This window comes from Rhizobacter sp. Root1238 (genome assembly GCF_001425825.1).
In the GTDB taxonomy this organism is placed as follows: Bacteria; Pseudomonadota; Gammaproteobacteria; order Burkholderiales; family Burkholderiaceae_C; genus Rhizobacter.
On the sequence record NZ_LMDM01000047.1, the window covers coordinates 234,257 to 256,979 of the forward strand.

15 protein-coding genes are annotated in these 22,723 nt (G+C 66.2%); 12 read left to right on the top strand and 3 right to left on the bottom strand.

Features of this window, described 5'->3' with window-relative positions; genetic code table 11:
* Positions 1-72 precede the first annotated feature (72 nt).
* The gene (locus ASC98_RS25165) at positions 73-2,463 is read right to left on the bottom strand and encodes a penicillin-binding protein 1A (RefSeq protein ID WP_056817272.1); all 2,391 of its coding nucleotides are present in this window, start codon (positions 2,461-2,463) and stop codon (positions 73-75) included.
* 331 nt (positions 2,464-2,794) lie between these two features.
* On the opposite strand from ASC98_RS25165, the gene ASC98_RS25170 reads away from it, so the two are divergent.
* From ASC98_RS25170 to ASC98_RS25225, 12 genes are all read left to right on the top strand, one after another.
* Positions 2,795-3,832, top strand: a complete 1,038-nt coding sequence (locus ASC98_RS25170) for a pilus assembly protein PilM (protein ID WP_056817274.1) — start codon at positions 2,795-2,797, stop codon at positions 3,830-3,832.
* Positions 3,829-4,473 carry a PilN domain-containing protein gene (locus ASC98_RS25175; protein ID WP_056817277.1) on the top strand — a complete coding sequence of 215 codons (645 nt, stop codon included), beginning with the start codon at positions 3,829-3,831 and terminating at the stop codon, positions 4,471-4,473. Before ASC98_RS25170 ends, ASC98_RS25175 begins: the two co-directional genes overlap by 4 nt.
* 13 nt (positions 4,474-4,486) lie before the next feature.
* Entirely contained in the window at positions 4,487-5,179 is a 693-nt protein-coding gene (locus ASC98_RS25180; protein WP_056817279.1) for a type 4a pilus biogenesis protein PilO, read from the top strand.
* Positions 5,179-5,724, top strand: a complete 546-nt coding sequence (locus ASC98_RS25185; RefSeq protein ID WP_157598203.1) for a pilus assembly protein PilP — start codon at positions 5,179-5,181, stop codon at positions 5,722-5,724. Before ASC98_RS25180 ends, ASC98_RS25185 begins: the two co-directional genes overlap by 1 nt.
* A gap of 23 nt (positions 5,725-5,747) precedes the next feature.
* Positions 5,748-7,892 carry a type IV pilus secretin PilQ gene (gene pilQ, locus ASC98_RS25190; RefSeq protein ID WP_082542259.1) on the top strand — a complete coding sequence of 715 codons (2,145 nt, stop codon included), beginning with the start codon at positions 5,748-5,750 and terminating at the stop codon, positions 7,890-7,892.
* 75 nt (positions 7,893-7,967) lie between these two features.
* Positions 7,968-8,357: a hypothetical protein gene (locus ASC98_RS30850; protein WP_157598201.1), complete on the top strand. Its 390-nt coding sequence runs from the start codon at positions 7,968-7,970 to the stop codon at positions 8,355-8,357.
* Positions 8,358-8,426: 69 nt separating this feature from the next.
* Positions 8,427-8,963 carry a shikimate kinase gene (locus ASC98_RS25200; RefSeq protein WP_056817286.1) on the top strand — a complete coding sequence of 179 codons (537 nt, stop codon included), beginning with the start codon at positions 8,427-8,429 and terminating at the stop codon, positions 8,961-8,963.
* Positions 8,964-8,995: 32 nt separating this feature from the next.
* Positions 8,996-10,087: a 3-dehydroquinate synthase gene (gene aroB, locus ASC98_RS25205; protein ID WP_056817289.1), complete on the top strand. Its 1,092-nt coding sequence runs from the start codon at positions 8,996-8,998 to the stop codon at positions 10,085-10,087.
* A 3-nt stretch (positions 10,088-10,090) separates the two neighbouring features.
* On the top strand, positions 10,091-11,254 hold the full coding sequence (locus tag ASC98_RS25210) for a deoxyguanosinetriphosphate triphosphohydrolase (RefSeq protein ID WP_056817291.1): 1,164 nt from the start codon (positions 10,091-10,093) through the stop codon (positions 11,252-11,254).
* Between the two features lie 3 nt (positions 11,255-11,257).
* A complete protein-coding gene (locus ASC98_RS25215; RefSeq protein WP_056817294.1) occupies positions 11,258-11,923 on the top strand; it encodes a transposase in 666 nt (221 codons plus the stop codon).
* A gap of 132 nt (positions 11,924-12,055) precedes the next feature.
* On the top strand, positions 12,056-16,834 hold the full coding sequence (locus ASC98_RS25220) for a glutamate synthase-related protein (protein WP_056817295.1): 4,779 nt from the start codon (positions 12,056-12,058) through the stop codon (positions 16,832-16,834).
* Between the two features lie 38 nt (positions 16,835-16,872).
* Positions 16,873-18,351: a glutamate synthase subunit beta gene (locus ASC98_RS25225; protein ID WP_056817296.1), complete on the top strand. Its 1,479-nt coding sequence runs from the start codon at positions 16,873-16,875 to the stop codon at positions 18,349-18,351.
* A 67-nt stretch (positions 18,352-18,418) separates the two neighbouring features.
* Here the strand turns inward: ASC98_RS25225 and ASC98_RS25230 are convergent, their stop codons facing one another.
* Together ASC98_RS25230 and ASC98_RS25235 are read right to left on the bottom strand one after the other, a co-directional pair.
* Positions 18,419-18,853: a type IV pilin protein gene (locus ASC98_RS25230; RefSeq protein ID WP_056817298.1), complete on the bottom strand. Its 435-nt coding sequence runs from the start codon at positions 18,851-18,853 to the stop codon at positions 18,419-18,421.
* A 41-nt stretch (positions 18,854-18,894) separates the two neighbouring features.
* Positions 18,895-22,713 carry a pilus assembly protein gene (locus tag ASC98_RS25235; RefSeq protein ID WP_157598199.1) on the bottom strand — a complete coding sequence of 1,273 codons (3,819 nt, stop codon included), beginning with the start codon at positions 22,711-22,713 and terminating at the stop codon, positions 18,895-18,897.
* Between the last annotated feature and the right edge of the window lie 10 nt (positions 22,714-22,723).

Here is a 22,723-nt window from a genome sequence, read left to right on the forward strand (position 1 = left end):
GAGCCTGTCGAAGGGCCGGCCCGCATCCCCTCGGGGGATCGGTCGACGTACCCGTCGACCGAGGGGTCGTCATCACCGCTTGAAGAGATCGAGGATCCCTTTTTTCTCTTCTTCGCTGGGCGGCGTCGGCAGTTTCTCCTCGAGGCCGAGGCTGCTGACGCCGCTGCCGTGCGTGTACTCCTCGTAGTACCACTCGCCGCCCATGTTGACCACGCCCTCGGGCGCTGACGGTTCATCGACCGGCACGCCCTTCAGCGTCTGCTGCATGTAGTCGATCCACACCGGCAGCGACAGGCCGCCGCCGGTTTCGCGGTCGCCCAGCTTGCGCGGGTTGTCGTAGCCGATCCACACCACGCCGACCACGCTGCGCTGGAAGCCGGCGAACCAGGCGTCGTTGGAGTCGTTGGTGGTGCCGGTCTTGCCGTACAGGTCGGGGCGCTTCAGCACGCGCTGTGCATTGGCCGCGGTGCCCGAGCGCGCGACCTCCTGCAGCAGGCTGTCCATCACGAACGCATTGCGCGCCGGCAGCGTGCGCGTGGTCTCGTCCATCACCTGCGGCACGGCTTCGTTCAGCACATGGCCACGCGAATCGGTGATCTTGCTGATCAGGAACGGATTGATCCGGTAGCCACCGTTGGCGAACACGCCGTAGGCCGAGGCCATCTGCAGCGGCGTCACCGAGCCGGCGCCGAGCGCCATCGTCAGGTAGGCCGGGTGCTTGTCGGGTTCGAAGCCGAAGCGCGTGATCCAGTCCTGCGCATAGGCCGGGCCGATCGCCTGCAGGATGCGGATCGAGATCATGTTCTTCGACTTCGCGAGGCCGCGGCGGATCGACATCGGCCCGTCGAAGGTGCCGTCGTAGTTCTTCGGCTCCCAGGGCTGGCTGCCGGTGGTGCCGGCGTCGAAGAACAGCGGCGCGTCGTTGACGACTGTGGCCGGCGTGAAGCCCTTCTCGAGCGCGGCCGAGTAGATGAACGGCTTGAAGCTCGACCCCGGCTGGCGCCACGCCTGCGTCACGTGGTTGAACTTGCTCTTCGCATGATCGAAGCCGCCGACCATCGTGCGCACCGCACCGGAGCGCGGATCGAGCGACACGAACGCGCCTTCGACCTCGGGCAGCTGGGTGATCGACCAGTCGCCCTTCGGCAGCTTGACGAGCCGGATCACCGCGCCGGGGCGGATCTGCGTCTTCGGGTTGCCCTTCTCGGCCAGGCCCGAGGTGGCCGGCTTCAGGCCTTCGCCGGTGACGGTCAGTGCTTCGCCGCTCTGCAGCACGGCAACGACCTTGCGCGGGCTCGATTCGATCACGACGGCGGCGCGCAACTCGTCGTTGTCGGGGTGCTCGACCAGGGCTTCGGCGATGCGGGCGTCGAGGTCCTTCACATTGGCCGGCAGGTCGATGTAGGCCTCGGGGCCGCGGTACACCTGCCGGCGCTCGTAATCCATGATTCCCTTGCGCAGCGACCGGTACGCCACGGTCTGCTCGGCCGACTGGATCGTCAGGTAGACGTTGAGCCCGCGGGTGTACGCCTCTTCGCCGTACTGCGAGAAGATCATCTGCCGCGCCGCCTCGGCCACGTACTCGGCGTGAACGACCACTTCGGGCGCGGCGCGGTACTTCAGTTGCTGCGTGCGCGCGGCATCGTGCTGCTCCGGCGTGATGAAGCCGTTCTCCAGCATGCGGTCGATGATGTAGAGCTGGCGCTGCGTTGCGCGCCTCGGGTTGACGATCGGGTTGTAGGCCGACGGCGCCTTCGGCAGGCCGGCCAGCATCGCCGCCTCGGCGATCGTGATGTCCTTCAGCGGCTTGCCGAAGTAGATCTCGCTGGCCGCCGCGAAACCGTGCGCGCGCTGGCCGAGAAAGATCTGGTTCATGTAGATCTCGAGGATCTGGTCCTTGCTGAGCAGGCTCTCGATCTTCAGCGCCAGCAGGATTTCATAGATCTTGCGGGTGAACGTCTTCTCGGTGGACAGGTAGAAGTTGCGCGCGACCTGCATCGTGATCGTCGAGGCGCCCTGGCTGCGCGACTCGTTGAACTGCGCGAGGCCGGCCCGCAGCACGCCCTTGTAGTCGACGCCGCCGTGCTGGTAGAAGCGCGCGTCCTCGATCGCGAGCACCGCGTCCTGCATCACCTTGGGCACCTGGGCCAGCGGCGTGAAGTTGCGGCGCTCCTCGCCGTACTCGCCGAGCATCACGCCATCGGCCGAATAGATGCGCATCGGCAGCTTCGGCCGGTAATCGACCAGGCCGCTGACCTGCGGCAGGTTCGGGTAGGCCACCGACAGCGCAATGCCGATCAGCAGCAGCACGGTCAGCGCGCCGGCCAGCGCGCCTCCCATCAGCCACAGCAACGCACGACCCGCCCAGCGGGCCCACGCGGGCAGGGACGACGGTGCGGAAGAAGACGATCGGGGGTTCGGGCTGGCTGCCGGGCGCTCGGACAGGCCCTCGGATTCGCTCATGGGACTCCAACAGTGGTCGAGACGATTATATGAAGCGACTTTGACGGGTCCGCATCGACCGTGAACTGCTTGGCAGCTTCGGTCGCCGAGGGGCTAGGGTTGTCCCGAAATGACAATTTTTGGCGCCAGAATTCGTCACGCTTTCGCAACGCAGCCGGGTTGCAAGAAAAGGAAAAATCTTTGTTCCACAAAGGCTTTACTGCTAGCATTGAAGTAACTTCTTAACAATCCAGCGCACGTTTCACCGCCAATTCGGTTGTCGATTCGTGTCGCGTTGGGAGATGGCCCCTTGAGCTTCCTAGACCTGTTGTTAGGCCGAAAGCATCCACCGATGGTCGGCTTGGATATCAGCTCGTCCAGTGTGAAGCTGGTCGAGCTGGGCCAAAGCGCCTCCGGTGAATATGTGCTCGAGCGTTTTGCCTCCGAGAGCTTCGAGAAGGGCTGGATCACCGATGGCCAGATCGAGAAGTTCGACGAAGTGGCCGATGCGGTGCGCCGCGTGGTCACCAAGAGCGGCACCAAGACCAAGCACGTCGTTCTCGCGATGCCGCAATCCGCGGTGATCACGAAGAAGATCATGCTGCCGGCCGGCCTTCGCGAAGAGGAGCTCGAGCTGCAGGTCGAATCCGAAGCCAATCAATACATCCCGTTCTCGTTGGACGAGGTGAGTCTTGACTTCTCCGTCATCGGCCCGAGCCCCACGTCGGTGGGTGACGTCGAGGTGCTGATCGCCGCGTCCCGCAAGGACCGCGTGCAGGATCGTCAGGGTCTCGCGGAAGCGGCCGGCCTGAAGCCCGCGGTGCTCGACATCGAGTCGCATGCATCGCGCCTGGCGATGGGCCGGCTGATCGAAGCGCTGCCGAACGAGGGCAAGGATGCGCTGGTCGCGCTGTTCGAGATCGGTGCCGACACCACGAGCCTGAAGGTGCTGCGCGACGAAGAAATGCTCTATGACCGTGACCAGGCCTTCGGCGGTTCGCAGCTGACGCAGCTGATCTCGCGCCAGTACGGTTTCTCGTTCGAGGAAGCCGAGCAGAAGAAGCTGTCGGCCGAACTGCCCGAGGACTACGAGTCGTCGCTGCTGGTGCCGTTCGTCGACAGCCTGTCCCAGGAAATCGGCCGCGCGTTGCAGTATTTCTTCACCAGCACGCCGCACCACAAGGTGCACTACGTGATGCTGGCCGGTGGCACGGCGACCCTGCCGGGGCTGAAGGACCGTGTCACCGAGTTGACCGGTTTCGCCTCGATGGTCGTCAACCCGTTCGAAAACATGAAGCTGGGCTCCGCGGTCCGCGAGAGCAAGCTGCGCCGTGAAGCGCCTTCCTACCTCACGGCCTGTGGGCTGGCGATGCGGAGGTTCTTGCAGTGATTCTGATCAACCTACTCCCGCACCGCGAAGAAAAGCGCAAGCGGCGCAAGGCGGCGTTCTTCCTGGGCCTGGCGCTGGCCGCCGCGGCCGGTCTGGCCGCTGTCGGTCTGTGGTACCTGGTGCTGCAGCAGATGACCGAGAACCAGATGCGTCGCAATGACTTTCTGACGACCGAGATCCGCAAGCTCGAGGTCCAGATCAAGGACATCGCGACACTGCGCGCCGAGATCGACGCGCTCAAGGCGCGGCAGAAGGCGGTCGAAGACCTGCAGATCGATCGCAACCTGCCGGTGCACGTGCTCAACGAACTGGTCAAGCAGACGCCCGAAGGCGTCTATTTCAGCAGCATCAAGCAAGACGGCCAGGTGCTGCTGCTGAACGGCATTGCGCAGACCAACGAGCGCGTCTCCGAGCTGCTGCGCAACACGAGCAACAACTCCGAATGGCTGACGAAGCCGGAGCTGGTCGAAATCAAGGCGGCGGTCCTGCAGACGGCCAGCCGCGAGCAGAAGCGCCTGTTCGACTTCTCGATGCGCGTGACCATCAAGCGCCCGCAAGACGTCGACGCGGCCGCAGCTGCCGCCTCGGCCGCCATGCCGGCAGCCGCGGCGAGCGCTGCCGTCGCTGCGAAGAAGCCCTGACCATCGAGACGCCATGGCAACGAAAGCGAAATCCGTCAACGTCGATCTGAACTCGGTCTTCGGGGCTGCCGCCTCGCAGTTCCGGGGGCTGAATCCGAATGAACCCGGCCAATGGCCGATGCTTCCCAAGCTTGCGACCTGGGTGGCGCTGGCCGTCATGGTCGTCGTGGTGGGCTGGTTCCTGCTGCTGACCGGGGTCGATGACCAGTTGCAGGCCGAGCGCGACAAGGAACCCGTGCTGAAGCAGGACTACCGGGGCAAGCTGGCGCAGGCCGTGAACCTCGACGAACTGCGCAAACAGAAGCTGCAGGTCGAGGAGTACGTGACCCAGCTCGAGAAGCAGCTGCCCGGCAAGGCCGAAATGGATGCGTTGCTGTCGGACATCAACCAGGCCGGTCTCGGTCGCGGGTTGCAGTTCGAGTTGTTCCGTCCCGGCCAGGTGCTCGTGAAGGAGTACTACGCCGAACTGCCGATCTCGATCCGGGTGACCGGTCGCTACCACGACATCGGTGCGTTCGCGGCCGACGTGGCCAACCTCTCGCGGATCGTGACGCTGCACAACATGGTGATCACGTATGCCGCTGGCAAGGACGCCACCGGATTGCTGGGCATGGACGCGACGGCCAGAACCTACCGCTACCTGGATCCGAACGAGGTCACCGCGCAGCGTCAGGCTGCAGCCAAGGCCGCGGGGGTGAAGAAATGATGGGAACCACTTTGCGTTGGCCGGCAACCGCCTGCGCCTGCGCCATCACGGTGCTCGCGCTGACCGCCTGCGGCGATGCGCAGGACGAGCTCCAGCAATGGATCGAACAGCAACGCCGCGAGGTGAAGCCGAACGTGACGCCGCTGTCGCCGCCGAAGAAATTCAACCCGCAGGCCTACCTGGCCGGCGCCGGTGTCGAGCCGTTCAGCACGCAGAAGCTGACGGTGGCGATCAAGCAGGAATCCCGGCAGCCGAATTCGCTGCTGGCCGCGGAAATCAACCGCCGCAAGGAACCGCTCGAAGCCTATCCGCTGGACAGCATGGCGATGGTCGGCAGCGTGACCAAGCAGGGGCGTCCGTATGCGCTGCTGCGGGTCGACAACCTGCTGTACCAGGTCAAGACCGGTGACTACCTCGGCCAGAACTACGGCAAGGTCACCAAGATTTCCGAGACGGACGTCTCGTTGCGCGAAATCGTGCAGGACGCGGCGGGTGAGTGGATCGAGCGTACGAGCTCTCTTCAGCTTCAGGAACGGGCGCGGTGAAGAACATGCAGGAGAAACAGATCATGGGTAAGTGGCAAGTTCGAAGCGTTGCGCTCGCGTTGCTCTTCGGCGCGTCCTTGTCTGCGTGGGCGCAGAACGCCATCCAGTCCATCAACAGTTCCCAGCAGGCGGGCGCAGAGGTCGTGCGCATCGAACTGTCGGAGCCGCTGGCGGCCGTGCCCACCGGCTTCACGGTTCAGACGCCTCCGCGCATCGCGCTGGACCTGCCCGGTGTCGGCAACGCGATGGGCAAGTCGAACCTGGACATCAACCAGGGCAACATCCGTTCGATCAACATCGCGCAGTCGGGCGACCGCACGCGCCTGGTGATGAACCTGAAGACGGCGTCGAACTACCGCGCCCAGCTCGAAGGCAAGGTGCTGGTCGTGGTGATGGAATCGTCGGCTCCTGCCGGTGGCGCCGTCTCGACGGCCAAGTCGCCGGTGGCGGGCGAATCGACGCGGTTCGCCGAGAACCTGAACGACGCGCCGGTGCCGTTGAAGGGCATCGACTTCCGGCGCGGCCCGGATGGTGCGGGCCGGGTCGTGGTCGACCTGCCGAACAACCAGGTCGGCGTCGACATCCGCCAGCAGGGCCAGAGCCTGGTGGTGGAATTCCTGCGCTCCAACCTGCCGGAAAACCTCCGCCGCAAGCTCGACGTGACCGACTTCGGCACGCCGGTGCAGAGCATCTCGACCTTCCAGAACGGCGACCGTGTGCGCATGGTCGTCGAGCCGCGCGGAGCCTGGGATCACAGCGCCTACCAGACCGACAACCAGTTCGTGCTGGAAGTGCGCCAGCAGAAGCAGGATCCGAACAAGCTGGTGCAAGGCCCCGGCTACGCAGGCGAGAAGCTGTCGCTGAACTTCCAGAACATCGAAGTCCGTGCGCTGCTGCAGGTCATCGCCGACTTCACCAACTTCAACGTGGTCACCAGCGACACCGTCACCGGCAACGTGACGCTGCGCCTGAAGGACGTGCCGTGGGACCAGGCCCTCGACATCATCCTGCAGGCCAAGGGCCTGGGGTTGCGCAAATCGGGCAACGTGATCTGGATCGCGCCGAAGGATGAACTCGCGTCGAAAGAGAAGATCGACCTCGAGGCCAAGGCGCAGATCGCCAACCTGGAACCGGTGCGCACGCAATCGTTCCAGCTGAACTACACGAAGGCCGAAGAAGTGGCCAAGGGGCTGACGGGCCAGAACACGGCGGGTGGCAACGGGGTTAACACGCGCATCCTGACCGCCCGTGGCAGCGTGATCTTCGAAACCCGCACGAACCAGCTTTTCGTCAGCGACATCCCGTCGAAGCTGGAAGAAGTGCAGGCGATGATCGCGAAGATCGACGTGCCGGTGAGGCAGGTGCTGATCGAGGCGCGCATCGTCGAAGCCAACGACAGCTTCGGCCGGTCGCTGGGCGCCAAGCTGGGCTATTCCGACTTGCGCGGCATCAATGGCGGTGTCGCTGGATTCAACGCAGGCGGCAACACCCGCGTCGGCGTGGGCGGCAACATCAACGCGATCGGCGCACAGACCGGCCAGTCGGGGCTGCCGCTGACCTACACGGACACCAACTTCGTCAGCCTGCCGGCCGTCCGTCAGAACGACTACAACGCGGCCACGTTTGCGCTCTCGCTGTTTGGTGTCGGTGCCAATCGCTTCCTGAACCTGGAACTCTCGGCGCTTGAAGCCGAGAACAAGGGCAAGATCCTGTCCAGCCCGCGTGTCATCACGGCCGACCAGGTCAAGGCGCTGATCGAGCAAGGTACCGAGCTGCCGTACCAGACCGCCACTTCCAGCGGCGCGACGGCCATCCAGTTCCGCAAGGCCAACCTGAAACTCGAGGTCACGCCGCAGATCACGCCGGAGGGCAACGTCATCCTCGACCTCGACGTGACGAAGGACACTGTGGGCCAGGTTACCTCGCAAGGTCTGGCCATCGATACCAAGCATGTGCGCACGCAGGTGCTGGTGGAGAATGGCGGCACGGTCGTGATCGGCGGCATCTTCACGCAGGACGACGAGGAAAGCGTGACGAAGGTGCCGTACCTCGGCGACATCCCCTTCCTCGGCAACCTGTTCAAGGTCAAGACGAAGTCGTCGAAGAAGACCGAATTGCTGATCTTCATCACGCCGAAGGTGGTCAGCGATCGGTCTGCGGTTCGGTAAAAATAGTCTGCAATCACGGGAGGGGCAACCAGCAGCCCGCCCGTCTTCGCCAACCAGGATATTCAGGTGCTCCATATGAAACTGCCTTTGCTGAACCGCGTTGCTCTGGCTTCGATCTCTGTTGCGGTTCTCGCCTCGTGTGGCGGCGGAAGCGAAGACAACGAAGCGGGCGCGCCCGCTCCGCTCAACGTTCAGCCTTCGACAGTCGGGGTGAAGAATGCGAAAGGAACCTGTGCGTCAGGTTTTTTGGCTGAAGTGTTCGTGTATGGTGGCTCGGCGCCGTACTACGTCAACAACGCTTTCCCGGACGCCATCGTGGTGAACAAGACGAAGGTCGACGAAGCTGGGGGCAGCTTCACGATCTCGCTCACCGGGGTGTGCCTGGATCCCGGGCTGGTGGTGGTGAAGGACAAGCTGAACCGGACCGCCTCGGTCTCGGTTTCGAGCCCGTTCGTGGAGCCCTGAGCGGGCCTGGTCGGAGTCGGTCCGCCGGTGTTCCTCGGCCCGACACCCAGGCCACTGGCATTGATCGGGATGCCCGGAGGGGGCAAGTCCACCGCCGGCAGGCAGATCGCGAAGCGAACGCAGCGCCGCTTCGTCGACAGTGATGCAGTCATCGAAGCGCGGATCGGAGAGCCGATCCGAAGCTTTTTCGAACGCGAAGGCGAAGCGCGTTTTCGCGACATCGAAGCCGAGGTCATCGGCGAGTTGTCGGGCGCCGGCCCCGCGGTGATCGCGACCGGTGGAGGCGCGGTGCTCCGGCCGGAGAATCGAAGCCGGCTGCATGAGCGCTGCGATGTCGTCTACCTCCGCTCATCGCCCGAAGAGCTGTACCGGCGCCTGCGCCACGACACTCAGCGGCCACTGCTCCAGGTGGCCGATCCACTGGCCCGGCTGCGCGAGCTCTACCAGCTGCGCGATCCGCTCTATCGCGAGACGGCCCATTTCGTCATCGACACGGGCCGGCCGACCGTGCACGCGCTGGTGAACATGGTGCTGGCACAACTGCAACTCGCGGGCATCCTCGCGCTGCCGGACGCCGCCGCGGGCGAGCCTTCGCCACCCGACTGAGCACGCCGGATCGCCGCGCTAAACTGCCGGCCATGAATTCGCGGCATGAAGACGTGACGATCGAGCTGGGAGAGCGCAGCTATCAGATCCGCATCGGGGCCGGCCTGCTCGCCGACCGGACGGCGCTCGATGGTGTGCCGCACGGGCACACGGCGGTCATCGTGACCAATCCGACGGTCGCTCCGTTGTACGCGCACCGGCTGCAGGCGCTGCTGCGCTCCGCGGTGACCCAGTGCCTGGTCGTCGACCTGCCCGACGGCGAGATCCACAAGGACTGGGCCTCGCTGGAGCGCATCTTCGGCGCGCTGCTCAGGGCGGGCGCCGATCGCAAGACCGTGCTCTATGCGTTGGGCGGTGGCGTGGTCGGCGACGTGACCGGTTTTGCCGCGGCCTGCTACATGCGCGGCGTTCCGTTCGTGCAGGTCCCCACCACCTTGCTGGCGCAGGTGGACTCGTCGGTCGGTGGCAAGACGGCGATCAATCATCCGCTCGGCAAGAACATGATCGGTGCGTTCTACCAGCCGCTGCGCGTGATCGCCGACCTGGACACGCTCGACACGCTGCCCGACCGCGAGATCTCGGCCGGCCTGGCCGAGGTCATCAAGTACGGCCCGATTGCCGATGACGCCTTCTTCGGCTGGATCGAAGAGCATCTCGACGCGCTGCTGGCGCGCGACAAGCCCGCCCTGGCCTACGCCGTCAAGCGATCATGCGAGATCAAGGCCTGGGTGGTCGGACAGGACGAACGCGAAACCGGATTGCGCGCGATCCTGAACTTCGGCCACACCTTCGGCCATGCGATCGAGGCCGGGCTCGGCTTCGGTACCTGGTTGCACGGCGAGGCGGTCGGCTGCGGCATGGTGATGGCGGCCGACCTGTCGCGGCGCCTCGGGCTGATCGACGAAGCCTACGCGCAGCGCATCGCCCGTCTGGTCGAGCGCGCGAGGCTGCCCGTTCGCGGCCCCCAGCTCGGTGCCGGCCGCTACCTCGAACTGATGCGTGGCGACAAGAAATCCGAAGCGGGCGAAATCCGCTTCGTCGTGATCGAGGCACCCGGTCGCGCCGCATTGCGGCCCGCGTCTGACGACGTCGTGCGCGAGGTGCTGGCGGCGCACGCGGGCTGAACGATGTTGCCTTTGCTTCCGGCGGGCGGATGGCAAGCTTTCGCCTGCGATCCATCGCACAGCGCCGGTCGCAGGCTGCACGAGCCGGCCGCACCGACCCGCAGCGACTACCAGCGCGACCGCGATCGCATCGTGCACAGCACCGCCTTCCGCCGTCTGGTCTACAAGACGCAGGTCTTCCTGAACCATGAAGGCGACCTGTTCCGGACACGGCTGACGCACTCGCTCGAAGTGGCACAGCTCGGTCGCTCGATTGCCCGCAGCCTGGGGCTGAACGAGGACCTGGTCGAGGCCATCGCGCTGGCCCACGACCTGGGGCACACGCCGTTCGGCCACGCGGGCCAGGATGCGCTGAACGATTGCCTGCTCGACGCCGACCCGCGCAGCGGCGGGTTCGAGCACAACCTGCAGAGCCTGCGCGTCGTCGATTCGCTCGAGGAGCGCTACCCGCAATTCGACGGCCTGAACCTGACGCTCGAAACCCGCGAGGGCATCCTGAAGCACTGTTCCGGCCCGGCCGCCGCGCGGCTCGAAGCAAGGGAGCCGAACGGTGTCGCGCGGCGCTTCATCGCGCGGCTGCGCCCGAGCCTGGAGGCGCAGCTGTGCAACCTGGCGGACGAGATCGCCTACAACGCGCACGACGTGGACGACGGCGTGCGTTCGGGATTGCTGAAGCTCGAACAGCTCGACGAGGTGCCGCTGTTCGCACGGCACAGGGCCGAATCGCTGGCCGAGCATCCCGGGTTGCGCGGCAAGCGGCTGCTGTTCGAGAGCATCCGCCGCATGCTGTCGGCCCAGGTCTATGACGTGCTCGCCGCCAGCGCCGCGGCGATTGCGCTGCACGCGCCGCGCACAGTCGAAGAAGTGCGCCAGGCCCCGGCGATGATCTGCTTCAGCGCCCGGATGGCGGCCGACAGCACCGAGCTGAAGCGCTTCCTGCGGCTCAACCTCTACCGGCACCCGCAGGTGGTCGCGACGACCGACCGCGCGAAGCGGGTGGTGCGCGAACTGTTCGCGATCTACCGCGAAGCGCCGTCCGAATGGATCCCGGCGGGCGAATCCCGACCGTCCGGGCTGCGCCAGCTGGCCGACTACGTGGCCGGAATGACCGACCGGTACGCGCTGCGCGAGCATGAACGGCTGACGGGTCGCCGCCTGTTCGACTGAGCCATGGCGCGCCTTGCCCGGCTGTGCATTCCCGGCCACCCGCACCTGGTGCAGCAGCGTGGCCACAACGGCCAGCCGGTGTTCCTCGACGAGGCGGACACGCAGGGTTTCCTGCGCCTGCTGGCCGACGGCGCGAAGGCGAGCGGCGTTGCGGTCCATGCCTACGGGCTGGCGGCCGGCGAGGTGCACCTGCTGGCGACGCCGGCCGCCGCCGACTCGCTGAGCCGCCTGATGCAGGCGCTCGGCCGCCAGCATGGCCAGGCCTTCAACCGCCGCCATGCACGCTCCGGCAGCTTGTGGGACGGCCGCTTCCGCGCCGTGCCGATCGACGGGGAGCCGCATCTGCTGGCCGCGATGCGCTATGTCGAGTCGGTCGCGCCGGACCTGCGCGCGTCGAGCGCGGCCCATCACCTCGGGCAGGCCATCGATCACGCAGTGAGCGACCACCCTCTCTACTGGGCCCTGGGAAATACACCCTTCGATCGAGAGATGAAATACAAGGCCTGGTTCGAGCAAGGCACTTCGTCCGCCGAGGCTGACCGTTTCCGGCGTGCCGTCAGCCAAGGCTGGCCGCTCGGCGAGGGCGCTTTCCTTGACGACCTGTCGCAGCTGACGAGCCGTCGCTTGGCGGCGCGGCCCCGCGGACGCCCCCCTAAAACGTCCGCTTGATCTGCCCCTATTTAATTGTTGCCACTCAATGCTGGTTCAATAAAAGGTTTCTGACCCTATTTAATTCGATTGAAGCTCTTGCTGCGCTGCAGTATTCTTCGGCCCATTCCAGATTTCCGGACGGAGAACGCCATGACCCAGGCCGACCAAGGTGGGGCAGCTTCCGCAACAGCCGCCGACGCCGCTGAACTGCAGCACGCGGCCGAGGGCGGGCTGTACAGCCCGGCGCACGAGCACGATGCCTGCGGCGTCGGCTTCGTGGCCCACATCAAGGGCCACAAGGCGCACAGCATCGTCGCGCAAGGCCTGAAGATCCTGGAGAACCTCGACCACCGCGGCGCGGTCGGTGCCGACAAGCTGATGGGCGACGGCGCCGGCATCCTGATCCAGATCCCCGACGAGTTCTACCGCGCCGAGATGGCGGCGCTCGGCGTCGAGTTGCCGCCGCCCGGCGAGTACGGCGTCGGCATGATCTTCATGCCGAAGGAGCATGCGTCGCGCCTGGCCTGCGAGCAGGAGCTCGAGCGCGCGGTGCGGGCCGAAGGTCAGGTGGTGCTGGGCTGGCGCGAAGTGCCGGTCGACGCCGACATGCCGATGTCGCCGACGGTGCGCGCGAAGGAGCCGGTGCTGCGCCAGATCTTCATCGGCCGCGGTCCCGACGTGATCGTGCAGGACGCGCTGGAGCGCAAGCTCTACGTGATCCGCAAGACGGCGTCGAGCGCGATCCAGCGCCTGAAGCTCACGCACAGCCGCGAGTACTACGTGCCCAGCATGAGCTGCCGCACCATCATCTACAAGGGCCTGCTGCTGGCCGACCAGGTCGGCAAGTACTACAAGGACCTGCAGGACCCGCGCGTGATGTCGGCGCTGGCGCTGGTGCACCAGCGCTTCTCGACCAACACCTTCCCCGAATGGCCGCTGGCCCACCCGTACCGGATGGTGGCGCACAACGGCGAGATCAACACCGTCAAGGGCAACTTCAACTGGATGCGCGCCCGCGAAGGCGTGATGAAGTCGCCGGTGCTCGGCGACGACCTGGACAAGCTCTACCCGATCACGTTCGAAGGCCAGTCCGACACCGCCACGTTCGACAACGCGCTCGAGCTGCTGACGATGAGCGGCTATTCGCTCGCCCATGCGGCGATGATGATGATCCCCGAGGCCTGGGAGCAGCACGCGACGATGGACGAGCGCCGCCGCGCCTTCTACGAGTACCACGCGGCGATGATGGAACCGTGGGACGGCCCGGCCTCGATGGTGTTCACCGACGGTCGCCAGATCGGCGCCACGCTCGACCGCAACGGCCTGCGCCCGTCGCGCTACATCGTCACCGACGACGACCTGGTCGTGATGGCCTCCGAATCCGGCGTGCTGCCGATGATTCCGGAGAACAAGATCGTCAAGAAGTGGCGGCTGCAGCCCGGCAAGATGTTCCTGATCGACTTCGACCAGGGCCGCATCATCGACGACGAGGAACTGAAGAACCAGTTCGCGCTCGCCAAGCCGTACCGCCAGTGGATCGAGAACGTGCGCATCCGCCTCGACTCGATCGAGCTGACCGGCGAGCCGCGCGAATTCGGCGAATCGCTGCTCGACCGCCAGCAGGCCTTCGGCTACACCCAGGAAGACATCAAGTTCCTGCTGAGCCCGATGGCGCAGGCCGGCGAGGAAGGCACCGGCTCGATGGGCAACGACTCGCCGCTCGCGGTGCTGTCGGACAAGAACAAGCCGCTGTACAACTACTTCAAGCAGCTGTTCGCGCAGGTCACGAACCCGCCGATCGACCCGATCCGCGAGGCGGTCGTGATGTCTCTGGTGTCGTTCATCGGCCCGAAGCCGAACCTGCTCGACATCAACGCGGTGAACCCGCCGATGCGCCTCGAGGTGTCGCAGCCGATCCTCGACTTTGCCGACATGGAACGGCTGATCGAGATCGAGAAGCTCACGCGCGGCAAGTTCAAGAGCCACGTGATCGACATCACCTACCCGCTGGCCTGGGGCGACGAAGGTGTCGAGGCGAAGCTCGCGTCGCTGTGCGCCGAAAGCGTCGACGCGCTGAAGAGCGGACACAACATCCTGATCATCAGCGACCGCGCGATGGACCGCGGCCACGTCGCGATCCCCGCGCTGCTCGCGTTGTCGGCGATCCACCAGCACCTGGTGCGCGAGGGCCTGCGCACCACCGCGGGCCTGGTGGTCGAGACCGGTTCGGCGCGCGAGGTGCATCACTTCGCGGTGCTGGCCGGCTACGGCGCCGAGGCGGTGCACCCGTACCTCGCGATGGAAACGCTGATCGGCCTGCACAAGGAGCTGCCGGGCGAGCTGTCGGCCGACAAGGCCATCTACAACTACGTGAAGGCGATCGGCAAGGGGCTGTCGAAGATCATGTCCAAGATGGGCATCTCGACCTACATGTCGTATTGCGGCGCGCAGATCTTCGAGGCGATCGGCCTCGACAAGGCGCTGATCGACAAGTACTTCCGCGGCACCGCGAGCCAGGTCGGCGGCATCGGCGTGTTCGAGGTCGCCGAAGAGGCGATCCGCATGCACCGCGCCGCTTTCGGCGACGACCCGGTGCTCGAGAACATGCTCGACGCCGGCGGCGAATACGCCTGGCGCGTGCGCGGCGAAGAGCACATGTGGACGCCGGACGTGATCGCGAAGCTGCAGCACAGCGCGCGCGCGAACAAGTTCGACACCTACAAGGAATACGCCCAGTTGGTGAACGACCAGTCGCGCCGCCACATGACGCTGCGCGGGCTGTTCGAGTTCAAGGTCGATCCGGCCAAGGCGATCCCGCTCGACGAGGTCGAATCGGCGGCCGAGATCGTCAAGCGCTTCGCGACCGGCGCGATGTCGCTCGGCTCGATCTCCACCGAGGCCCACGCGACGCTGGCAGTCGCGATGAACCGCATCGGCGGCAAGTCGAACACCGGCGAAGGCGGCGAAGACCCGGCGCGCTACCGCAACGAACTGAAGGGCATCAAGATCAGTGCCGGCACCAAGGTCAGCGACGTGATCGCGAACAAGGTGATCGAGGCCGATTACGAGCTGCAAGAGGGCGACTCGCTGCGCTCGAAGATCAAGCAGGTGGCATCGGGCCGCTTCGGCGTCACGGCCGAGTACCTGTCGTCGGCCGACCAGATCCAGATCAAGATGGCGCAGGGCGCGAAGCCGGGCGAGGGCGGCCAGCTGCCGGGCGGCAAGGTCACCGACTACATCGGTTTCCTGCGCTACTCGGTGCCGGGCGTCGGCCTGATCTCGCCGCCGCCGCACCATGACATCTATTCGATCGAAGACCTGGCGCAGCTGATCCACGACCTGAAGAACGCGAACCAGCGTGCCAGCATCAGCGTGAAGCTGGTGTCCGAAGTGGGTGTGGGCACCATCGCGACCGGCGTGGCCAAGGCCAAGGCCGACCACATCGTGATCGCCGGCCACGATGGCGGCACCGGTGCCTCGCCGTGGAGCTCGATCAAGCACGCCGGCACGCCGTGGGAGCTGGGCTTGGCCGAGACGCAGCAGACGCTGGTGCTGAACCGGCTGCGCGGCCGCGTGCGGGTGCAGGCCGACGGCCAGATGAAGACCGGACGCGACGTCGTGATCGGCGCGCTGCTCGGTGCCGACGAGTTCGGCTTCGCGACCGCGCCGCTGGTGGTCGAGGGTTGCATCATGATGCGCAAGTGCCACCTGAACACCTGCCCGGTCGGCGTGGCCACGCAGGACCCGGTGCTGCGCAAGAAATTCCAGGGCCGCCCCGAGCACGTCGTCAACTTCTTCTTCTTCATCGCCGAAGAAGCGCGCCAGATCATGGCGCAGCTGGGCATCCGCAAGTTCGACGACCTGGTCGGCCGCGCCGACCTGCTCGACACCCGCAAGGGCATCTCGCACTGGAAGGCGCGCGGCCTCGATTTCTCGCGCATCTTCCACCTGCCGACGGCCCCGGCCGACGTGGCGCGCCGCCAGGTCGAGGAACAGGACCACGGCCTCGCACGCGCGCTCGACGTGAAGCTGATCCAGAAGTGCCTGCCGGCGCTCGAGCGCGGCGAGAAGGTGCAGTTCATGGAGGAGACGCGCAACGTCAACCGCACGGTCGGCGCGATGCTGTCCGGCGAGCTGGTGCGCCGCCACCCTGAAGGCCTGCCCGACCACACGATCTTCATGCAGATGGAGGGCACCGGCGGCCAGAGCTTCGGCGCGTTCCTCGCGAAGGGCATCACGCTGTACCTGATCGGCGATGCGAACGACTACACCGGCAAGGGCTTGTCGGGCGGCCGCGTGGTGGTGCGCCCGAGCATCGACTTCCGCGGCGACGCGACGCGCAACATCATCGTCGGCAACACCGTGCTGTACGGCGCGACCAGCGGCGAGGCCTTCTTCCGCGGCGTCGCCGGCGAGCGCTTCGCGGTGCGGCTGTCGGGCGCGACCGCGGTCGTCGAAGGCACCGGCGACCACGGCTGCGAGTACATGACCGGCGGCACGGTCGCGGTGCTCGGCAGGACCGGCCGCAACTTCGCGGCCGGCATGAGCGGCGGCATCGCGTATGTGTTCGACGAAGACGGCCAGTTCGCCAAGCGCTGCAACACCGCGATGGTGCAGCTCGACAAGGTGCTGCCGGCCGCCGAGCAGGAGGCCTCGGTCGACAAGGCGGTGTGGCACCTCGGCCAGACCGACGAGGCGACGCTGCGCAAGCTGCTCGACGACCACCACCGCTGGACCGGCAGCCTGCGTGCGCGCGAGATCCTCGACACCTGGGCCGAATCGCGCGGCAAGTTCGTGAAGGTCTTCCCGAGCGAGTACAAGCGCGCGCTCGGCGAGATCAACGCGGCGAAGCAGGCCGACGACACGATCGCGAAGGCGAAGGTCGTCGAGAAGAGCGCCCCCAAGTCCAAGAGTGGCGCCAAGGCCTGAGCCAGGCCCAGCCCAACCCACCGGAGTAGCAAGAGATCATGGGAAAAGTCACCGGCTTCATGGAGTACGAGCGCCTGGAAGAGGGCTACGCGCCAGTGCAGACGCGCCTGAAGAACTACAACGAGTTCGTGATCGGGCTCAAGGCGGACGAGTCGAAGATCCAGGCCGCGCGCTGCATGGATTGCGGCACGCCCTTCTGCAACAACGGCTGTCCGGTCAACAACATCATTCCGGACTTCAACGACCTCGTGTACCGCAACGAATGGCGCAATGCCATCGATGTGCTGCACTCGACGAACAACTTCCCGGAGTTCACCGGGCGCATCTGTCCCGCACCGTGCGAGGCGGCCTGCACGCTGAACGTCAACGACGACGCGGTCGGGATCAAGAGCATCGAGCACGCGATCATCGACCGCGCGTGGGCCGAAGGCTGGGTCACGGCGCGGCCGCCGAAGGCGAAGACCGGCAAGAAGGTCGCGATCGTCGGCTCCGGCCCGGCCGGTCTGGCCGCCGCGCAGCAGCTGGCGCGCGTCGGCCATGACGTGACGGTGTTCGAGAAGAACGATCGCGTCGGCGGCCTGCTGCGCTACGGCATTCCCGACTTCAAGATGGAGAAGTCGCACATCGATCGCCGCGTCGAGCAGATGCAGGCCGAGGGCGTGCAGTTCCGCACCGGCGTGATCGTCGGCAAGCTGCCCGAGGGCAGCAAGGTGACCAACTGGGCGAAGGAGAGCATCACGCCCGACGAGCTGCAGGCGCAGTTCGATGCGGTCGTGCTGGCCGGCGGCGCGGAGCAGTCGCGCGACCTGCCGGTGCCGGGGCGCGAGCTCGACGGCGTGCACTTCGCGATGGAGTTCCTGCCGCAACAGAACAAGCTGAATGCCGGCGACAAGCTGAAGAGCCAGCTGCGCGCCGACGGCAAGCACGTGATCGTGATCGGCGGCGGCGACACCGGCAGCGATTGCGTCGGCACCAGCAACCGCCACGGCGCGAAGAGCGTCACGCAGTTCGAGCTGCTGCCGATGCCGCCCGAGCAGGAGAACAAGCCGCTGGTGTGGCCCTACTGGCCGATCAAGCTGCGCACCAGCTCGAGCCATGAAGAAGGCTGCGAGCGCGAGTTCGCGATCGCCACCAAGGAGTTCATCGGCGGCGAGGGCAAGGACAAGGGCAGGCTGAAGGCGCTGAAGGCGGTGCGCGTCGAGTGGCAGGGCGGCAAGATGACCGAGGTGCCGGGCAGCGAACAGACGCTGCCGGCCGACCTGGTGCTGCTGGCGATGGGCTTCGTCAGCCCGGTCGCGAGCGTGCTCGATGCATTCGGCGTCGACAAGGATGCGCGCGGCAACGCGCGCGCCGGCACCGACTTCACCGGTGGCTATGCCACCAACGTCGCAAAGGTGTTCGCGGCCGGCGATGTGCGACGCGGCCAGTCGCTGGTGGTGTGGGCGATCCGCGAAGGGCGGCAGGCGGCCCGTGCGGTCGACGAGTTCCTGATGGGGACGAGCGACCTGCCGCGCTGAGCCGGAAGAGTCGGCGCGTCAGCGAGGGCGGCAGGCACGTCGAGTGCCTTCCGCCCTTCTCGTGTCTTCAGCGGTTCCAGCAGCCGTCGACACCCGGCGTGCCCGACACGGTGGGCAGGCCCTTGCTGTCGATCGACATCGTGCCGCACCTGTCGTTGCTCATCGTGCCCCTCGGCACCACCCGCAGCCAGTAGGCGGAGGCGGTCGGGGCCGAGGCTGCCGAAGCCGTCCCGAGCGACAGCGTGTAGTAGTTCGACAGCGGCGACCTCAACGGCGGCAGCGACGAATCGGTGATGGCGGCATAGCTGCTGCTCACCGTGTACTGGCGCTCCATCCAGTGCGCTGCGTCCATCAACGCCGCCTTGGCATCGGAGCGCCGGCTTCGGGCGACTTGCTCGGAGTACGACGGATAGGCGATGGCGGCGAGGATGCCGACGATCGCCACCGTGATCATCAGCTCCATCAAGGTGAAGCCGGCGGCGCTGGTTCTGTAGCGGTGCATGATCAGGTTCCCTGGAGTCTCGGTGCTGTGGATGTGGCGGCTCATCGGATCTGGCGCCAGGTCACGCGGGCCTTCCCGTCGCAGGTCTTGACGCTCTCGCTGGCCGTGGTCGTGTCGGAGACGCCGGCCACCAGCGTTCCGGTGCCGCCGCCGGTGCACGGCACGGTCTTGTTGACCTCGACGCCGCCCAGGTTGGCGCCGGTCTGGCCTCGGCTGGTGGCTGCTTCGAGCGTGATGCCGGTGGCGTTCTGCTTGCCGAGGATCTTCGGCAGCGACAGGATGCCGCCGGCGACCTGGCGCACGTTCGCGCCCACATCGGAACTGTTGATCGAGTTGTCGCGGTTGGCGTCGAACACGCTGAAGGTGGGGGCCTGGCCGGTGATCGGGTCCAGTGTGAAGATGCGCGCGATGCCGCCGGCACTGCACGGCTGGGTCGACGGCGTGTTGGCGACCACGAACAACACGCGCCCTTGCTGCTGCGGATTCACGTTGACCCGTTCGCCGCTTCCTGCGGTCAGGTTGAGGTACCAGCCACGCTTGGTCGCCCAGTCGACGGTGTTCGAGCTGGTGCCCTGGAATGAGGGGAAGCTGCTCGCCGCCACGGTCTGCGCCACCAGCGTCGAGTTGCCGCTGATGCCGGCGGTCGCCCCCGGCTTGTCCCAGATGCCGTAGATGGCCTGGGTGTTCAGGTTGACGTTCGTCGCGACGGTGCTGGCGGTGTCTTCCGTTTCGTAGAGCTTGCCGGTGCCGAACGTGATGAGCTGGCCACCGGCGCTCGTGTGGAAACTGATCTCCGGCATGACCGTGATCGGCTGGTTGGCGCTGCCGGCGAACAGCGGCTGGCCGCTGAACGCGACCTTCCAGTTGGAGCGGACCGCATCGTCCACGTCGAACTTCCACAGGTTGCCCTTCAGGTCGCCGGCGTAGATGGCCGTGACTTCGCGGTTCCCGTTCAGCACGAAGTTCGGCTGGCTGAGGCCGTTGCCGATGCCGGTGGCACCGACCGGCTGCTGCCAAACGATCGCACCGGTCTGCAGGTTCAGCAGGAACAGCGTCGCCTGTCCATTGGCGCTGTCGTAGCCGTTACCGAACATCGCCACCCAGGTGCCGTCGCGCATCTGTGCCACGTGCGGGTAGGCGATCACGCTCCCCATGTAGCCGGCGCTCGTGTTGGTGCTGTCGTCGCCGGAGAACTCCCACATGATGTTGCTGGTACCGAACCCGCCGGTACCGACGGCCGGGTTGGTGACGTCCACCCCGAACACCGAGCGCGCGCCGGCACCGGTGGAGCCCACCAGCACCGTCTTCCACGACGGGACGGAGGCGCCGACGAAGGCATCGGCGAGCTGCGGCGGACCGTTCACGGTGAACAGGTGGCTGTAGGACGGGTCGCTCAACGTCTTCAGCTTCTGCACCGTCTGCACGCTACCCGAGTACAGCGTGCGAGGCACGGTGAAGACGGAGTTGGGCACGAAGGCAAAGCGCTCGACGCCGTTGGCGGTATTGACTGCGTGCAGCATGCCGTCGTTCGCACCGAAGAACAGCGTCGAGCGCATGTTGTCCAGCGCGGTCGACGTGGAGGAGCGGAATGCCGCATAGCTGTCCTGGCCTGGCACACCGGCCTTCATGCGTTGGTAGCCGCCACCGTCATCGGGGCCCTTGATCGGGCTGCCGCCGACGATGTCGCCCAGCACGCCGCCGGTGGCGGTGTCGCGCACGCGGTCGCGCAACCCGCCACCGTTCTGTGCCTCCTTCGCGTCGCTGCCGCGCAACCAGTCGAGCACGTTCTGGTCGTTGCCGAGCGCGGTGCGCTGCGTGCCGTTGAGGCCCGCCCAGGTGAACGGCGCGGCGACCTTCGGCGATGCGAGCGGATTCCAGGTGAAGATGTTGCGATTGGCGGGCGTCGGCATCGCCTTGGACACTTCCCAGTTCGCCTTCGTCGGGTCGGTGTCCACCGTACCGTCGAGTGCGAGCGGAAACGAGTACAGGCGACCGGCCCAGCCATAGGGGTTGTAGATCCCCTGGAACACCTGGGTGCCCGCGGCCGCTGAGCTGCTGCTGGTTTCGAGGTTCGCGGTGGTCTGGCGCTGGTTGACGGCCTCGCTCAGCGCCGACGCGATGCCGGCGGACAGCTGGGTCGGGTTGGTGGCCGAGAAATAGCGACCGTGCCCGTTGATCGACGCGTGGATCAGGTCGTCGCCGGTCTCGGCGGAGTCGCCGGTCGCGTGGGACCAGATCATCTCGATCTTGTCGTTCACCAGCAGGTCGCGCAGGCCTTGCGACGACAGCCAGGTCTGCCCGCGGTACGGGTAATACGGAGACGTCGACGAGGTCGACAGCGGCACGACGTACTGCCCGAGCGCATTGGTGTCGGTCGCGGCGGTCTTCGGTCGCACCTTGCCGGTCCCGCTGATGCCCAGGCCGACGGTGAAGGTGGTCAGGTGCTGCCAGAAGGCCGGGTCACGGGTCGAGGCCGCGATCCGGTTGTCGACGCCGGTCTGCAGGTCGGTCTTCCAGTAGTACGCCGCCACGTCGGCGAGCGTGTTGACGTTGGCGGTGTTGTTGTCGTTGAACGGGCTGACCGAGAAGCGGCCCGCCAGCGTCCCCGCGGTGCCGGTGTCGGTATAGGGGTAGCCGACCGTGCCGCCGTACGGCACCGGCGTCGAACCGGTGAAGTTGTCGTTGTTGTTGTTGGCGGGGGAACTGGCGTCGTCGCCGTTCCAGAAGCCGTCGGTGCTCATGATGTGGAAGGAGCGGCGGCATGAGTCCGCGCTTCCCGCCAGCTTGGACGTGTCCTCGGCCCATGGGCTCGTGGTCGCCGTGCCCTGGAAGTACTTGCCGACGTTGTCCATCGCCTCGCGCAACGGCGTGCTGCCGTTGTTGCCGATCTTGTAGAGCTCGCCGTAGAACCCGCTGCGGTTGGTGCCGCTGAATTGGGCCACGGGCCGGCGCGGGTCGGAGCTGTTCCTGTTGATGGTCGTGAAGCCGACGCGCAGGTTCGTGCCTTGCAGCGCGAAAGCCGCCGACACGCCACCCTTGGCCATCAGCATGCGGCTGCGGTAGTACTGCAGCCAGTTGGCGAAGTTCTGCAGTTCTTCGTCGTAGGTGCAGGTAGCACCGCTGCAATCGCTGCGCGCGGCGTCGCGCGGGTAAGCGGCGACGCCGGGCTTCACTTCGTATTTGACGAACTTCGTCTCCATGTTGAGCGACGTGTTCGGGTTGGCCGCAGGCAGCGGGTTCGCCACGTCGTCGGTGTAGACGTAGTACGTTGCGAGCCAGTAGCTGTCGGCCTGGCTGGTGGAGCCGACGTTGCCTCGCTGCACGGTCAGGTCGAGCTGGCGGCCGGTCTGTGTCGGATCCAGCGCGTCGATGTTGACCGCCTTGACGTTGGCATTGGCCATGCGCTTCGTGTCGTCCGACGCGTCCGGCCAGGGCAGGTAGGTCACCTTCGGGTTGTAGTAGAGCGGGTTGCCCGACGACGAACGCATGTAGCGCGCGATGGCGTTGTCGCTTCGGTAGTAGGTGGTCGCCAGGTATCCGGAACCGTTTTTCCACATCGACGGCAGCTGCGAGCCGTTGCCAGCCTCGTTGCGTGTACCGCAATTGGAGCTGTCGGTCAGCGACGAACTGTTGGGCATGCCGGCGGTGCAGCGGACGAAGTCCGGGATCGCGTCGGAGGTCATCGAGCCGGAATCGTCCAGCGTGTACATCACGTTGGGCAACGGCGGCGGCACATAGATGCCGGGGATCTGCGAGACCGTCGCATAGGCGGGAAACGCGGCGTGCGCCAGCAGCACTTCCAGGATCACCGCGGCGACGACGCGCTTCGGCTGCATCCAGTGGCGGGAAGGGGTTTTCATCATCGTTCTC

What these genes read in the sequence shown, in the direction of transcription:
- pilQ (WP_082542259.1), top strand. Translation starts at nt 5,748, where the DNA reads ATGGGTAAGTGGCAAGTTCGAAGCGTTGCGCTCGCGTTGCTCTTCGGC.
- ASC98_RS25165 (WP_056817272.1), bottom strand. Translation starts at nt 2,463, where the DNA reads ATGAGCGAATCCGAGGGCCTGTCCGAGCGCCCGGCAGCCAGCCCGAAC.
- ASC98_RS25200 (WP_056817286.1), top strand. Translation starts at nt 8,427, where the DNA reads ATGCCCGGAGGGGGCAAGTCCACCGCCGGCAGGCAGATCGCGAAGCGA.
- ASC98_RS25220 (WP_056817295.1), top strand. Translation starts at nt 12,056, where the DNA reads ATGACCCAGGCCGACCAAGGTGGGGCAGCTTCCGCAACAGCCGCCGAC.
- ASC98_RS25225 (WP_056817296.1), top strand. Translation starts at nt 16,873, where the DNA reads ATGGGAAAAGTCACCGGCTTCATGGAGTACGAGCGCCTGGAAGAGGGC.
- ASC98_RS25185 (WP_157598203.1), top strand. Translation starts at nt 5,179, where the DNA reads ATGGGAACCACTTTGCGTTGGCCGGCAACCGCCTGCGCCTGCGCCATC.
- ASC98_RS25215 (WP_056817294.1), top strand. Translation starts at nt 11,258, where the DNA reads ATGGCGCGCCTTGCCCGGCTGTGCATTCCCGGCCACCCGCACCTGGTG.
- ASC98_RS30850 (WP_157598201.1), top strand. Translation starts at nt 7,968, where the DNA reads ATGAAACTGCCTTTGCTGAACCGCGTTGCTCTGGCTTCGATCTCTGTT.
- aroB (WP_056817289.1), top strand. Translation starts at nt 8,996, where the DNA reads ATGAATTCGCGGCATGAAGACGTGACGATCGAGCTGGGAGAGCGCAGC.
- ASC98_RS25170 (WP_056817274.1), top strand. Translation starts at nt 2,795, where the DNA reads ATGGTCGGCTTGGATATCAGCTCGTCCAGTGTGAAGCTGGTCGAGCTG.
- ASC98_RS25230 (WP_056817298.1), bottom strand. Translation starts at nt 18,853, where the DNA reads ATGCACCGCTACAGAACCAGCGCCGCCGGCTTCACCTTGATGGAGCTG.
- ASC98_RS25210 (WP_056817291.1), top strand. Translation starts at nt 10,091, where the DNA reads ATGTTGCCTTTGCTTCCGGCGGGCGGATGGCAAGCTTTCGCCTGCGAT.
- ASC98_RS25180 (WP_056817279.1), top strand. Translation starts at nt 4,487, where the DNA reads ATGGCAACGAAAGCGAAATCCGTCAACGTCGATCTGAACTCGGTCTTC.
- ASC98_RS25235 (WP_157598199.1), bottom strand. Translation starts at nt 22,713, where the DNA reads ATGAAAACCCCTTCCCGCCACTGGATGCAGCCGAAGCGCGTCGTCGCC.